The organism is Pseudomonas sp. MH9.3, assembly GCF_034354675.1.
Classification (GTDB): Bacteria; Pseudomonadota; Gammaproteobacteria; order Pseudomonadales; family Pseudomonadaceae; genus Aquipseudomonas.
The window spans coordinates 3885309-3900392 of sequence record NZ_CP133785.1 but is presented as its reverse complement, the minus strand read 5'-3'; the positions used below and the strand labels follow the sequence as shown (position 1 = coordinate 3900392).

Sequence of the window (15084 nt, the reverse complement as noted above, 5' to 3'; positions counted from 1 at the left end):
AGCCCGTGACCGCTACCTCAACCACATCATGGTTTGTCGGAGCTGCTACGCACCCACCAGCCGCCATTGCACGGCTGGCGCCGACCTGCGCGCCAGCTACGACGCCACACCTCTGGAGGCGCACCAATGACGCCCAGCCTTATCACCCGCTTGTGCAACATCGGTATGAAACCCGGCAGCAGCGCCGCCACACAGCTCATCACCACCCGGCGAATCTGTCGCGCCATTGCTGAACAGCTCGACGTTATCCGCAGTGAGCGGCGAGCCCTTCGTCGGCAGGCGGGAAAGTTGAAAGCATTCCTCCCCTTCACCCGGCAGGCCATTGCTGAATTGGAGGAGCGAGCCCAGGAACACCAAGAGGCCACCCGCAGCGGAGCGTGGAGCGCACTTGCTGGGTTTGGCCAATCCCTGATGTTCGACCGCGAGGGGCTGGCGCAGGCGTTGGGCTTCGACCAGATGTGCGACCTGCTGGGCGTCAACCCAGTACATCGCCAGCAGGCCAGCGCAGACGATGACACCAGCCTTCGCGGATTGGCCTACCTATCCCAGCTAGAGGACAGCGCCGACCGCAAGAGCGAGGAATGGGGCGCCGGTGGCCCGCTGTATCAAGCCTGCCACGCCGCCATGATCCGGTTCATCAGGGAATGCCCAGAAGACCAACTGCCAGATCCATTCGCCCCTGGTGCGCCGTTCGGCCCAAAGCTGCCGCCCGCCCTGAGCATCGTCGGCAAATGACTATTTTCCGCGCCACGTTTTGCGAATCACGAAAACGTGGCGCGACACCGAGCAACACCACCGAGCACCAGCCCACGACCAGCGCCAGCGGCGCACAGAGGAAACCATGACAGACCAAGACAGCAACACCGCGGACCACACGCCCACCTATCAGGAGCGATTCACCGACGCATGCAACACACTTAAATTCAAACCCTACGAACTGATTCAGGGGCCGGACGCAGGCTACTTGGTGTGGGAGGTCCAGCACGTCCGCAATGGCCAGCAAGTGACCATCGATGGCCCCTACTTCACCGAGGAAGAGGCCCGGGTTTCGGCGGATCTGATGCGGGGAACATTCCGCGGTGCCAGGGCAAGCGAAACGATCTACAACCGGGTGTGGAACTACGACCCGCGCCAGGAACAGCTGACCATCGACCAGGCGCATATGTCACGCGCAGTGCTCGCCATTCGCCTTGGGCTACCTGCCCCTTCGATCACCGTATAGGAGGCCACATGGCCGCTACCGCATTCGATAACTCCCCTATGACCACCATCAAACTCTACGGACAACTCCGGCAGTTCGGCAGGTCCTACGACCTTGCCGTGCGCACGCCAGCGGAAGCCTTGAAAGCGCTGTGCATGCAGATTCCCGGCCTTGAGCGATTCATCTCAAACGCCAGGTCGCGCGGACTTGTGTTTGCTGTTTTCCGAGGAAAGAAAAACATCGGGGAGAGTGAGCTAAATTATCAAGGCCATGGCGACATCATTATCGCCCCCGTGATCGTCGGCAGTAAGCGGGCAGGTATCTTGCAAACGATCATAGGGGCCGTACTGATCGTTATGAGCCCTTTCACAAATGGCGCAACACTTGCGCCGGGCATCGCGCTGGCCGCCGGCGGCGTAATTCAGATGTTGAGCCCGCAAGCACAGGGCTTGAAGTCTAGCGCCGCGCCCGAGAACACTCCTGGCTATGCCTTTGGTAGTGCAAAAAACACCGTTGCATCAGGCTTGCCCGTACCTCTTTGCATCGGCCATCGCCGCTGGGGTGGCGCGATCATCAGCGCTGCTATTTACGCTGAGGATCGGGTATGACTGCCATCGAATATTCACCGCGCACAACCATTCTGCTCAGTGGTTCACTGGCCAAAAAGTACGGCCGTAGACACACCTATGCCCTATCCGCTCATGGCGACACCAGGGAGGCGCTGAGGGCAATAGATGTGAATCACCCAGGGCTCCTGAGCGATATCGCGCGAGCACGCTCCATCGGTCTGGAGTTCGCAATTTTCCGCAACAGGAAGAATGTTGGCGAATCCGAGCTGACACTCGGCGGAGCCAGGGAGATACGGGTCGTCCCCGTGATCACCGGTAGCAAGCGTGCTGGGATACTTCAGACCATCATCGGAATTGTGCTGATCGTGGCCAGTCCGTTCACCAACGGCGCTACGCTTGCCCCAGGGATTGCTCTCGCTGCTGGTGGTGTTATCCAAATGCTCAGCCCCCAGGCGGGCGGCCTAAAGACCAGCGCCGCGCCAGAGAACACCCCCGGCTACGCCTTTGGCAGCGCCAAGAACACCACCGCCTCCGGCAACCCGGTCCCGTTGTGCTACGGCAAGCGTCGAGTTGGTGGTGCGATCATCAGCGCCGCGATTTACGCCGAAGACCAGATGTAGGGGGCTGGTGTAAAGTGATCCATCAACCACGGAGGAAGAAACATGCACAGGATTTTGCTCGCCACCGTCACCTTCGCACTACTGGCTGGATGTTCAAGCACACCAGTAGCGCCTAGCGCTGCAAAGCGGGTGCCTGCCGACAGGGTCTACGCCTATCAGTCAGACGTTGCTGGTGGTGCGACACTGGCAGTTAGTCGAGACAATGGTTTTTGGGCGTCTGGCGGCTGCTTAGCCACCGTGCTCATCGACGGAAAAAAGGTCGCGCGCATCGACACCGGCGAAATTGTGAAATTCAAGGTCAAGCCAGGTCGGCATATCGTTGGCATCGCCGGCGATGACGAAGGCAACGGCCTCTGTGCAATGCAGATCGGTCAGCCTGTGAAGGAAACGGCAGCCGAGGTCAGCTCAGGAGAAACCCAAAAATTCAGGATTTCGGGTACTCAGAATGGAACGGACATACGCCCAAGTTCCATTTAGCTGACTGGTCGAGACAGACGATATGGTCTCATTCAGACCAAATCGTCTGTCTCGCTCACCACCTCGCAGACCGCTGGTAGCCACATCGGTAACCACCGTTAGTAACCATTCATGGGAGTTGAAAATGAGTGCGGATGAACGGAGTGTAAAGCTCCACCAAAGCGCGAGCACTGAATCTGCCAACTTTGACCGCTTCGTCCTCGGAGCCTCAATGGCGGCTTGCGCCTATCTGGCGCAGACAATGCCTTTTGGTCCTATAGGCATGAACGTATCAACGATGTACTTGGCAACCCTATTAATCATGGCATTGAGCGCCGTATTCGGATTCCTACGCATTGAGGCTACGATTACTACAACAAACGCTAACTCGGCTTATCTGCACGGAATCGAGATGGGAGTGTTAAACGATCACTCGGCGCGGATGCTTGCGAGAATGTCTGTTGAAAAATACGCCAGCCGGACGCAGGCCATGTACAGGCTGCGCAACCTCACGATGATGCTTTCGTTTTTCTTGTATGTCGCTACGAAGGTGTATGCCGCCTACCCTATATGAGGGCCTACGGAGCTGAGCATTTGTAACAAAATAAGGAATGACCCTACCCGTAAAATGTCACATGCTGCAGACGTGAGGGACAATTATCATTTAGTGAATGACAATAAATCTCGAAAGACTTTCCAAAAAGCTCAGGTAAAACGCCCCTTAAAAACTTATCTATTTTTCAAGCTGCAGAACCGACACAAACCAAGCCATGTCATTTGCAAGGATTGCAGGAAATGCATAAAAGCGAAGTTATAGATCCAATAGCAAATGCAGAAGCCGAAATCGATTCGGAGTTCTTAAACACCCCTTTGATGCAGTTACAATACAACCAAGCAATTTGGACACTTCTGTCAACGGTCGAAGATAGGTATTTGAAGATCGCCGCCATCAATCCTTTACCGAACGAACAGCAAAGCGCATATATTGACACACTTGTAAACGCTATCGCGCATCCAGCTCGAGCACTTTTCCATAAAAGACTCATGCCCAATTCCAGGCTAACAAAGGATTTTATAGACGAGCACTACGAGTGGGCGCAAAACTGGATCGAGTCTTCGATAACATACAACGCCTTCAACCTAATCTTCCCCTTATGGCGTCGAAAAAAAATAACACTCGCACTTACAGACAACTACATTGATACCGGCGACCTTGAAATTGAAAGCAATAAATATGGATATGAGGCGTACAATCGAATAGTGCAAAAAGATGGAAATCATGACGATAAGTTCTTTGACGTAGAAGCTGTAGCAGCACAAGTCATGCAAAACACCTCCGTAAAAGACCAGGCATTCACGCTCAACTTCAACCCTAAACTAGTAGCACTACTACGAAAAACATATAGCGATAGCTTGGGAGAAAGGTACGTTCTACCTCCAGACTGGACTATTGGCAAAGTAACTTTCAATGACTTTAAAATTGTCTTTACGACTATACAAGCAATGCTCTATGGATGGTTTATTGCTAGGGTACACGTCGCAGCGCAAGGCTTACTTGGGATGGGTTACTCATCATCGCTATGGCTCATAGGTCATGACGACCTCGTTAACAGACTAGCCAGATATACCTCATTAGACAGCAAAGCCGTTGCCACAATCCTAGATTACTTAAAATTCGGAAGCCGAGAAATCCGAGATCCAGACATTGCCGTTCAGCCGCTAGTAGAGATAAGCAATAATCAGCTGGCGCTATCTCCATTGCTCTGGATAAACACCAATGCTGAAAGAAATTTCTGTACACTTTTAAACAAGATACCCGCCGAACGACAAACCTACTTAAATCTTACCCTAAACAAAGAATCAGTACTTTACGAGGAGTTGAAGGGCGCTTTAGAGCACTTAGGCTACGAAGTCACGCGTGGTGTCTTAGCCTCAACAGATATCGATATTGCCATCATAGATCGAAAAAACAAAATATGTGCATGCATTGAGCTCAAGTGGTTTATTGAACCGTCCGAAATAAGAGAAACTATAGAGCGCTCACTGGAACTTGAAAAAGGCATTAAGCAATCAGAAAAAATATCCCTTCTGCTCAAATCGAGAGACAAACAACTAACGCAAACTCTTTTGAACATCGACGATACGTATCGCACTGCATCTTTTGTCGGCGCAAGAAACTGGATCGGTCATAGCGACATTCAAAGCCAAGAAATTCCAATAATTAAAATCTGGCATTTCGTAAAAAAACTTATTGAATTAGAAAGCCTGGATAAAGCCTTAAACTGGTTAGAGTCAAGGAGTTATTTACCACAAAACGGCAAGGATTACTGGGTCGTCCCAGTTGACTTAGACACGGGATCTTGGAGAAGCAGGTGGTATGGAATTGCAGTTTGGCCACCAAGCATGCCGCCAACTATTTAACCTTGACAATTATTAGCCGGGTGACGGGTTGCCATACCTCCCGAGAGACTAACTTTTGCTAACAGGCAGCGAGCTTTGCCACAGGCCCAGGCCGGCCTAGTGTCAACATCGCGCCTGGCCCCGCACTCGATTCGATATCAGGTTTTATAAGGTTATGGTGCGTGCTCGATTACAGGTTCTCGACCTGAAAAAAGGTTAAGTTTTGTTAAGTCGGTGGCGCTGACTTAACGGAAGGATTTGGCCAGAAGCGGCCGGCGCCGACCGGCCGCAACCAGCCAGAGGAGAGCACTTAACCCAACACCATATCTGATCTAGATATCTATAGTGGCAGCTTGATATTTTCCCGAGGTAGTCTCCCTGCTCGAAACGTGGAGAGGTGCATGGATGACGTACATTGCTTTCCACGGCCGCAACGGAGACCAACAATGCTGGACTATTTAAAAGACTTCCCAATTTCAGCCGAATTTCTGCCTGCCCGCTTCAGGGCGCTTCTTGAGCCAATTGGCATTCAACCATCCCTGAAGGTCGACGTTGGCAGCTTCACCGAGCACGATCTGTACGGCCCAACCAGCGAAATTGTCCTTATGGCAATGGCGGTGGTGCCCGATGACGTCGCTCCTCCTCCAGTGCTCTACACCGAGCAAGGTCTGGTCGCTTACTCGGTGCCTGAGCTCGGTGAAAAAGGTACCCGCAAGATTTTCACTCCCAGCATCAACGGCCATGACTACATCGTCGCATCCTGGGGAAGCGGGCTTTTTTCCACCTATAACCTTGCAGAAAAGGTTTGGATGGCGTTGGGACTGACCCCACGTTGTATCGGTAATGAACAGCAGCGCATTATTTACGATGACCCGAAGCTGCCTGAGTTTGCTGTCGCAGAGGGCGAAATATCCAGCCAGTTCTACTTCAAAGCATCACGAAACGTCCGGTGGACGATGTCCAACGAGTATTTACGAAAGTACCTTTGGTTAAGAGGTGCTCGTGGAGTCAGGCAGTTTTACTACCAGGCAACGCTGCCTGACTCGGCATTCCTGAAAGGTCTGGTTGGGGATCAAAAGGTTCTTGTTCTTGGCGACGAAGAAAAATGGTTCAACGGTGATCTTCGAAAGGACGAGGAAGGGAACGGATATCTCCTTCAAGTCTGGGCAACTGTCGAAGCAGTTTCTTGTCAATTGAGCCCTACACCTAGTGCGGAAAAGCTGATTTGGCCGGGTATGGAAAAACCAGTCACGGCTCATACGGCTCGAAATGACATGTTCGGGGAAGCTGTTTACCTAAGTGATCGCTTTCTGGAGAAGTACGAGCAAAACAGTCTTTATGACAGCACGCCCGCGGGGCAAGCGAAGCTTTGGTACAACAACCCGTCATACTCCGGACAATGGGCATTTTCTGGCTGCTTGAGAGTGGGCAGAAATCTCATCAGAGTTCCAATACGAGAGCTTTATACCGGTGTGCCCACGCGTGAACTACTCCATGCGCATTCCAATGCTGTTTTACCTGAGGTTGCCGAGGCCTTCGACAAAGCGGAGGAGCATGTTGTCTCCCTGACCGACCGATTTGCTCACCAGTTGTTAGCGTTAGGTAGAAACTTGTCGGCCTTGGCTGGAAGTGTTGGCATCGCCAAAGCCGGTCAAGACATCGTTGGTCTTTCAGATGACCAAGTCAAAAATGAAGGGTGGTGGAGCTACCCGTACTTAGCGAGACTTGCACACGTCGCCCCTCTTGAAATGACCCAGCGAGAGTTTCTTTCGCGCTGTAAGTCCATCCACGAGGTGTACCAACGGATACCCGACGACTTTCTCCGAAAGCTTCTCCAGGCGGCGGGGGTGCCGAGAGATAAACTGGTGAAGTTGAAGAGCCTCAAACTGCTGGAAGCCCTTGTGAATGTCCTGACTCTATTGGATGCCCAGGAAGATCCTCTGGATGCGTTTTCAAACGAAAATGAACCCGAAGGGTGGAACAATAGAAACTCTAGAATTGCAATGCTATTCGTAGCTAGCGACCTCCGAAATGCCTATGCCCACGATAGTTCGGGAGCTGAAGTCATGGTCAGACTACAAGATCAAGGATTCGACACGGCGTCCCTAAGTCAAGGACACGGTTTGGCACTGGATGTGGTTTTCAAGGGTGTCATCGAGGCGTTGATTGCGATCAACCATCCCCTGCAGCGAATTATAGCGAGGGCATAATGCATTGCCCCTGAATCGCCCCTAGTTTCATAGAGTTCACAGAATCAAAAAGTGAGGCCGCTCATTACTACCCGCACTAGTCCGCTTTTGGCCGAAAACTGCCGGTCTCCAAACAGGTATCCACGGATGGGTGCTGATCCAAGATGGATAACCTGGTCGGAGACCACGATCAGTGATCAATTGGTGCTGGTCACTACCACAAGACGCCCAATTTGCGAAACAGCTGCATGGAAGGCTGGCGTCAAGTGGCGGTTGACCGGCTTTCGCGCAGTGTTTCGCGCACGCCCATCGCGCACCCGGCGTGCGCGAAGCTCCTGGCATGATTTCACGCAGCATATTCACGCGCTGGAGCCGTGTAATAGCAGGCGTAACAGCAGATAGAGTTATGTCGTGCGACGATGTAGAGGCCCCAGCGCCAGCAATGGCCCGCCGGTTTACTGCGCAGCAATTGCGCAAAATGCGCATAGGAAGTACGCAGTTCAGTACGCACGGTTGGTATGCATTTGGGCGCGTATCGATAGCAGGTTCGCACTGAGGTTCGCACTTCTGGTTCGCAACCATCAAGGCGCGAACCAGGCCGCCGGATTGTTTATCAAAAACCATGGTTGCCAAGCGCTGGTTTCCACTTTGGTTTCCAGGGTTTTGCTGCGGCGTTCACTGGCAACCTTGCCAATCGCGAAACACTCCTATGGAAAAGGTTCGCTATTTCAGCGCCAAGTGTTGACCGGCGGGATGATGGAGTAGAGGGATAACTAGCTTCTCACCCAGCACTAATCAGCCGTGAAGACTGTCGGCTTACGTAACCGCCTAAGGATATTCATCCTGACACATCAATAGGTAGTTAGACTCTTGTATTTATCTGCAGGAAAACTCACCAAAACTTTCTGATTATTTTCCGCCATGAGAAGCCATACTTCAGCTTCAGTTTTATAAATAACACATCCCGTATGCAGACCATCATCAGTATCGATTACTACACGGGTGCAGCTTTTCTCATTTGCGACCTTTATTCCGGCAGCCCCCCCACGCTCGAAAGATATGGAGGTAATAATAGATATGCCGATGAAGCCAAACACCCACCAAAACTCTTTCACAACCCCATAAACACTTGTTTTGGCCACAGTTTGCCCAATGCCATGAAGTTTTCGACTTCCACACATCTGAAAAGCCGTACTAATTAAACCGACCACCAAGAGAATTACAGCGAACCAGCACAGTGGAATAAAGACAAGATCTAGTAACTGCCGCCCACCTTCAAAAATGACTCTCTCCATAGATACTGTAAAGAGATCGGGAGTTGCGTGAAGCTTTCGGAAGTACGAATTAAAATAAGCGGTTCCCGTAGCATAGGAAACTGCCACTACAACAAATGTTCCGCCAGCGACATCTATTACATTACTCTTCATACTAATCAATCCTCGACACTTTGACTCCACCTTTCTCTTCAAGGACGGAAGTATCATAATCAGGTATAGTTAGTTTAAGCTTCGACTTAACCTTGATAGCTTTCTGGCGTTTCTTAATCTGCTCTAGCTGTGCAGCGTTCCCTTTTACTAACTCACCCAGCATTCTACCTACGTTATCTTCACCACTAGGCTTTAGATCTCTTTCCTTTATCATTCCACCCGGTGTATAAATGGATGAAGTTGAATCCCCCTCATCTAACTGCTCGGCTGCTGCCTCCGCTGAAATTAAACCAATATTGATTAAAACAAGTACTGCTAAAACCTTAGCCGCCAATTCTTTAGCGATACCAGCCGGCAATGGAAGCTTGCTCGAAATCCCGCCAGGAGACATGAAAAAAGCTTTCGTTGTTAAATCAAAACTTTCCCACGCGAGCTCCAACTCATCATTAACTAGCGCATCCACAAACGCATCAGTTATGACTCCATTTAACATCTCATCAAGCAGAGGTTGAACATTGGATAGATTAGAAAACAGCTTGCTAATTACTTTTCCATTTATTTCCTCTCTGGTTCCAATAAACTGAGAGAAGTACAAGCTCTCACCATCGGTAAAAAAAGGATAGATAAGACTAAATACTTCCTTCCAGTGCTTATCAAGTCGAGATATTGTATGAACGGCCTGAAATGGAGCTCGTAATAGGCCCGCAGCTCTAGAGCGTGGAATTCTTGGCCCCCACTCAACCTTTTTACGAAGTGTATGAGGCAGCTTTGTAGTAGATCCGCCTTCGGGGTCAGGCTTGTTGAGACCTCTTTTACTAAAAAATGCTTTAGAGGATCTACATACACCGATAACGACGACATTATCATCTAGAGAAACAATCAAATCACCGCGCTTGATATCGTGCAGGAAATGCATAATTTGATTGTAACTACGTTGACCTGACCCATTAAGCTTTGGTGTTTTTGAATTTTGATCTCGATAATTTGCCTTGGAAAGAATCGACTTCCGGATAGCCTCATCTGAAGGAATATCTTTTGTGTCATGGTCAGAAAAGTTATAAAAAATGTCTAGATGCTTAATTGATATTACTGATCCAAACATGAAATTTTCGAGGTACTGGCCACTATCGGCACGAACCATCCAGATTTTTTGCCCTTCTTCATAGCGGGCAATTTTAATTTGAGATAAATCCATTTTACTCTCCAATCTGATTGAACCGTCAGCATACGTTTGTGCCTCATCGTAGGGCAATCAAAATGCCAGCAAAATGACATCTTTGCAGGTCTGATGAAGAGTTCGCGTAGCTCTCGATTCGGCAAGCGGCTGTATTCAAAGGTCTTATCAAGCGGGCACGAATATATTTCTGGCTTAGGAGCGCTCTCCTCCAACGAATTCGGTGAGGCTTAGGGTTCCGTCTAGAGCCTCTCAGTGTCGCGATACAACCAATCCCAAATATCACGCTTTGACGGAATGTAAGACAGGTATGAGACGAAACCGGCGCTGGGTGGCCGTCTGAGGCTTATCCCGTGCGGAGGCCGTCAAATTAAGGGCTTTTCCGTCTCATACCCCTGACAGACCCCTGACGGATTCTGGACAGGCTCTGGACAGATGTGGAGGCCGCGGATCATCCAAGTCCGCCCAGCAACCAGCGCCTGCGCCGGCTGGCGGCAGATCCGGTAGGCGACCGGATAGCTACCTCGTCCAGAATCGGGGAGAGCCGCGACGGTAGTTTGCGTGACCAGTGGCCCAGAATCGCACCAGGTAAACGCCTCCAGAATCCTTGACCAGCCTTGACGCAACATTGACGAAATTCTTGACGGATTTATCTGGCGCCAGCAGTAGCTGGAGCGCTGAAAGCCACGCAGGGCAAGGCTTTTCGGGCATTCTCGCAGCTTGGCCAGCACCAGCCTCGTCAAGAATTTATGAGGTGCCCGTCAAGGTAACTTCCCGATCAATAGCAAGGCCCACGCCGGCCAGATGGGGTGGTGAAATACCGGGCCAGACAAATCCTTAGCGCGCCAGGCAATACTAGACAGGCTCTAGACGGATTTTTGCCGACAGACCATGGGGGAATTGTCCGCTACCCAAGCAATGCGCAGCTTCCAGCGTTAAAGGTGGCGTGCTGGTGCTTGATGCTCGTCAAGTATTTGCCGTAGCTTCCAGCAGCCTGACAGCAGGTCGAAGCAGGTGGTGAACGAGTTGTTTACCCTGGAGCGGAAACCGGTCGGCTCGCCAGCTTGGTCAACTTCCCGGATTCCAGATAGTTGCTCGCGTTCCGCTGGTAACATCTGCAGTTCATCCACTGGCCCCGATTCGTTCCGGCGCCAGCATCAACCGCGCACCGAGGATAGGACCGTGTCCGTTATCGACTGTGATTATCTACACTCCGACAAAGTGATGCTTCCGCCGGAGCTGGCGCTGCTGATTGTCAGGAAGGCCAGCGCAATGGCGGCGGCATTCGAGGAGCAAGCGCTCGACCAACTCACTAAGGACGCCCGGCGCGCGCTTTCGCGGGGAGCTGATCCAAGGCGAGTAATCAGGGAAATGCGCTTGTAAGACATTCCTTAATAGCTAGCGCTCCTCACTATTCCGTACCCATCGCATAAGGATGCACGATGTATGCGAGCCCCATATATTCCCCATGTGTTTGGCGAAAAAGTTCGTGAGAAATTACAGAGTAGAAGGGGTTGGTTTTGCGCGGCAGTTGCGTCGTCAGTACCTTGGCCAAAAAAAGACGTCTGGATTCAATACGGAGGAGACGACTTTATTCTACGCGGAACTGAGAACGAAGCTGAGCCTACTGCTCCATCAATTTCGGTGCCCAAGGGGACATTGTCGGCTGAAGAAATTCTTGCGAAGGTCTACCGACTATCGTCAGTTCTAGGCTGGTTTCTGGGTGGCTATGTCGATGTGGTGTCACACATTCATGGCAGTCATCCCATGACTTTCGGCGCTCAAATGCGGCAGGCATTTAGCACGGTTGGGCGATTTGGAAATAAGGCATTTAACTGCAATCACATGCCCATCATAGAAGATGAAAATGTGCGGATAGCTCTTGCTTTTTGGCGTGAAGGTGAACGCCTGACTGGAGTTCACGATAGCTACGCGTTTCTCAGCTATTTCAAGGTCATTGAATCCCAGTTCCAAAACAGCAACGCTCGCGTAGCTTGGTTTAATCAGAATATTGATCAGGTAGGCGGTGACGCTGCGGCTCGCGTCACGGAGCTTCGATCTAGCGGTGCCGATGTTGGAGTACACCTCTACAACAGCGGTAGGTGTGCCGTCGCACATGCAAGTCTCGGCAGAGACATCGTAGATCCCGATATTCCTAGAGATCGCCAAAGAATCGCATTGGACCTCGTGCTGATGCGTGAGCTGGCTAGGCGATTCATTGCCTTGAATTTAGAGGTACCAACAGCCCAAAGCACTTTTACATCTCGTGACCGCCTTTCACCGTGGGATTCTCTCATTGCTAGTGAAGCATTAGAGACGCTCCGAGCGGGCGGAACTCCGGATGTACCACTGGGTATCGACCGGCAACAGGTGACTGTGCGGCTCTGGCCCGATGGTCCAATCACCGGATTAGAAACGATGGACATGCATGTTGACGTCGTTCACGAGGGACAGGTACGTGTGGTGTTATTCAATCCCAATATGACTTTGATGTTGTTATTCATTTTGGATTACCGTAATGGCCGCGTTCATAACTTACTCGATCATGGAAGCCTTCTAGAAAATGACCGTCATCCCATATGTGAAAACGACGTACGCGCCTTTGCTACCGTTTTCCACAGCGTTATAGGAAACGCTGTCGTCGAGCTATGTATAGACGGCCTCGAACCTGTGGACTGCGAGGTAGTTCTTCCCGTAAACATAATTCCTCGAATTCCATCCGAAGCTGTCGAGGAGGCGATTGACGCGTTCCGACTCCAACAAGGGAGATCCACGGAGTAACGGTGAATCTCCAGCAATACACCATCAAAAAAGGCAGGAGCGCTTAGAGCCTGTGTCGACTGAGCTCGGTCCGGCCCCCCATGAATGACCACTACCCTGATCCGGGGTGATGCTGCCGCGAGGGAATGGCAAGAACGCCTCAGTGTGGGGGAAGCACCACACGGCGCTAGCGCAATCGCCGCGAAATTGTGGCGATGCCTCCTTAAAAGCGAGGAACGTGATAATCAGGCCACTTTTGGACTGATCCATCAAAGGAGTGGTGGTGACGACCATACCTTTGCACTATGGCGGGTTATCGCGATGACGTTACCGTTCGTCGGGGACGGGACAACGTACCTCGACGGCTTTTTCAGCCAGCGTGAAACGGGCCAAAAACGCCCCAGCAGACAGCGTCGTGTATCCCCTGGTGTATCCCTTTGAAACGACAAGAAGACAAAACCCTTTAAACACGGGGGCAATACCTCCAGGTTCAAACGGCGCCGGGGCACCAGATATAGATGAAGAAGCCCCAGGTCGAAAGGTCTGGGGCTTTTTTGTGGGTGCTATCCCAGTACTCAAAGAAAGGTCGCAACTCCTGGGTGATTAGTGCCGTACGCAGGCCACCCTTGAGACCCGGTCGTCGCAAGCGCATTGCTTGTTCCGCTAGAACCCGCCAGTTGAACGCTTAATTTGTTGCAGGTTAGCGCTTGACATACGCCACCTTATTGTCGCTTGGTGCGATGCTGATTTATTGAAGATTCAGGTAGTTATATGCTGATTATTTTCTCGCTAATAAGCGCTGTGATTTTGGCGCTCGCAGCAAAAGGCGCTGCCTCGTTAATAAATGAAAAGTATGATCGCAACATTCAAGGCAAGCATTTGCACATGGTTGTTCTGCCATTAATAATCGCTTTCGTTATTTTCTTAGCCCCAAAACTTACAATTTATCTTGGTGGTTATTAATTTCTGCTGCCTGAAATACAAGAATCAAGAGTCCCTCACAAAGTCGCATTTTTCATAACGCCTCGCTCACCGCCAGGCGATTCAACGCCCTCGCACCCCCTCCAACAACCCCGGCAAATCCTCCTGCGGAAACCGCTCATGCAACGCCAGCAGCTTCTCATCCGCCGCTCTGCTTGCTCCCGCCTCACGTAGCGCGACAATCTCGCGCAACCCCTCCTCCAACGTAGGCCCCGCCACCGGCGCGTGCTTGCTGAGCTGTCGGACTGCAGATTGCCCCACCATCGCCCCTGCACTCTCATCCCCGGGCGCCATCGCAATCCGAGCCATCGGTGCCTGCACAGAAAACGTCGCAGTGGATATCTCGTTATGCGCCACCGGCTCACGCATCACCACCCCCACCATCAACGCCAGCCCGGCCACGGTGGCGAATGCCACTTGCCAGCGCGGTTGTTTACAGACGTTGCGCCAGCGTTGCCACACGCTCATCTGCGGCGTTGGGGCCTCACGTCGGGCGGTGTCGAGGAGGAAGGCGTCGAGGGCTGCAGGCGGTTCGCCCGGGCTGTGTTGGCGATAGTGCTGCAGCGTGTCATCGGGATCCGGTGTGGCGCGTTTGTCGGTCATGCGGTGATCTCCTCGGCCAGCAGGCGGCGCAGTTTCTGCTGGGCGTAGCGCAGGCGGCTTTTGACGGTTTCCAGCGGGGCGTTGGTGAGGGCGGCGATTTGCGGTACGTCGAGGTCGCCGTGCAGGCGCAGCAGGAAGACTTCGCGCTGGTCGTCGGGCAGGCCTTGCAGGGCGGCGTCGAGGCGGGCCTGGTCGCGGCTCAGGCTCAGTTGCTGCTCGGGGCCGGCGTCATGGTCGGGCTGGGCGTGCAGTTGTTCGTCGTAGCTGTCGTGCAGTGGGCTGTGGATGCCGTGCTTGCGCCAATGATCGATCAGGCGGTTGCGGGCAATCTGGAACAGCCAGGTGCGAAAACTCGCGCGGCCCTGTGGCTGGGTGGTGCTGCGGATCAGGCTCAGCCAGGTTTCCTGATAGATCTCTTCGGCCAGTTCGGCCTTGTTGCACAGGGCCACGAGAAATCGGTAGAGGCCCTGGCGGTGACGTGCGTAGAGCGCTTCGAACGCAGCGGCGTCACCGGTTCGATAGCGGACCAGCAGCGATTCGTCGCTGGGTGAGGCAGCCGGGGTGGGCATGTGAGGGGCGGGCTCCTGTTGGTCGCGGCGTGTCAGTCAGACAATTCAGTGAATGGCATACCGCTATCGGGCGCAAGCCCCCTCCCACACTGGATTGTGGAGGGCCGGGATATTGGCTTAAACGAGCGTGTGAAT

15 protein-coding genes are annotated in these 15084 nt (G+C 52.3%); 11 read left to right on the top strand and 4 right to left on the bottom strand.

The window, feature by feature from the left end; translation table 11 throughout:
* Positions 1–126 precede the first annotated feature (126 nt).
* The 8 genes from RHM60_RS17325 (at position 127) to RHM60_RS17290 (ending at position 7456) form a co-directional block, all read left to right on the top strand.
* Positions 127–735, top strand: coding sequence for a hypothetical protein (locus RHM60_RS17325; protein ID WP_322212299.1), 609 nt, complete (start codon positions 127–129; stop codon positions 733–735).
* Positions 736–841: 106 nt separating this feature from the next.
* Complete coding sequence (locus RHM60_RS17320; RefSeq protein ID WP_322212298.1) at positions 842–1222, top strand: hypothetical protein; 381 nt, start codon at positions 842–844, stop codon at positions 1220–1222.
* A gap of 8 nt (positions 1223–1230) precedes the next feature.
* Entirely contained in the window at positions 1231–1809 is a 579-nt protein-coding gene (locus RHM60_RS17315) for a tail assembly protein (RefSeq protein ID WP_322212297.1), read from the top strand.
* Entirely contained in the window at positions 1806–2390 is a 585-nt protein-coding gene (locus RHM60_RS17310; RefSeq protein ID WP_322212296.1) for a tail assembly protein, read from the top strand. Before RHM60_RS17315 ends, RHM60_RS17310 begins: the two co-directional genes overlap by 4 nt.
* 42 nt (positions 2391–2432) lie before the next feature.
* Entirely contained in the window at positions 2433–2867 is a 435-nt protein-coding gene (locus RHM60_RS17305; protein ID WP_322212295.1) for a hypothetical protein, read from the top strand.
* 124 nt (positions 2868–2991) lie between these two features.
* Positions 2992–3420 carry a hypothetical protein gene (locus RHM60_RS17300; protein ID WP_322212294.1) on the top strand — a complete coding sequence of 143 codons (429 nt, stop codon included), beginning with the start codon at positions 2992–2994 and terminating at the stop codon, positions 3418–3420.
* A gap of 221 nt (positions 3421–3641) precedes the next feature.
* A complete protein-coding gene (locus tag RHM60_RS17295; protein ID WP_322212293.1) occupies positions 3642–5267 on the top strand; it encodes a hypothetical protein in 1626 nt (541 codons plus the stop codon).
* Between the two features lie 425 nt (positions 5268–5692).
* Positions 5693–7456 carry a hypothetical protein gene (locus RHM60_RS17290; protein ID WP_322212292.1) on the top strand — a complete coding sequence of 588 codons (1764 nt, stop codon included), beginning with the start codon at positions 5693–5695 and terminating at the stop codon, positions 7454–7456.
* An 830-nt stretch (positions 7457–8286) separates the two neighbouring features.
* On the opposite strand, the gene RHM60_RS17285 is transcribed toward RHM60_RS17290, so the two are convergent.
* Both RHM60_RS17285 and RHM60_RS17280 read right to left on the bottom strand, forming a co-directional pair.
* On the bottom strand, positions 8287–8862 hold the full coding sequence (locus tag RHM60_RS17285) for a hypothetical protein (protein WP_322212291.1): 576 nt from the start codon (positions 8860–8862) through the stop codon (positions 8287–8289).
* A gap of 1 nt (position 8863) precedes the next feature.
* A complete protein-coding gene (locus RHM60_RS17280; RefSeq protein WP_322212290.1) occupies positions 8864–10057 on the bottom strand; it encodes a hypothetical protein in 1194 nt (397 codons plus the stop codon).
* 1161 nt (positions 10058–11218) lie between these two features.
* Here RHM60_RS17280 and RHM60_RS17275 point away from each other — a divergent pair.
* The 3 genes from RHM60_RS17275 to RHM60_RS17265 all read left to right on the top strand — a co-directional run bounded on the left by RHM60_RS17275 (position 11219) and on the right by RHM60_RS17265 (position 13759).
* Entirely contained in the window at positions 11219–11419 is a 201-nt protein-coding gene (locus RHM60_RS17275) for a hypothetical protein (protein ID WP_322212289.1), read from the top strand.
* A gap of 63 nt (positions 11420–11482) precedes the next feature.
* Positions 11483–12817, top strand: a complete 1335-nt coding sequence (gene mauJ / locus RHM60_RS17270; RefSeq protein WP_322212288.1) for a methylamine utilization protein MauJ — start codon at positions 11483–11485, stop codon at positions 12815–12817.
* 750 nt (positions 12818–13567) lie between these two features.
* Complete coding sequence (locus RHM60_RS17265; RefSeq protein WP_322212287.1) at positions 13568–13759, top strand: hypothetical protein; 192 nt, start codon at positions 13568–13570, stop codon at positions 13757–13759.
* An 81-nt stretch (positions 13760–13840) separates the two neighbouring features.
* Here RHM60_RS17265 and RHM60_RS17260 read toward each other — a convergent pair whose 3' ends face one another.
* Positions 13841–14380, bottom strand: coding sequence for a hypothetical protein (locus RHM60_RS17260; RefSeq protein WP_322212286.1), 540 nt, complete (start codon positions 14378–14380; stop codon positions 13841–13843).
* Positions 14377–14949, bottom strand: a complete 573-nt coding sequence (locus RHM60_RS17255) for an RNA polymerase sigma factor (RefSeq protein ID WP_209987152.1) — start codon at positions 14947–14949, stop codon at positions 14377–14379. The genes RHM60_RS17260 and RHM60_RS17255 overlap by 4 nt, the downstream gene beginning before the upstream one ends.
* Positions 14950–15084 lie beyond the last annotated feature (135 nt).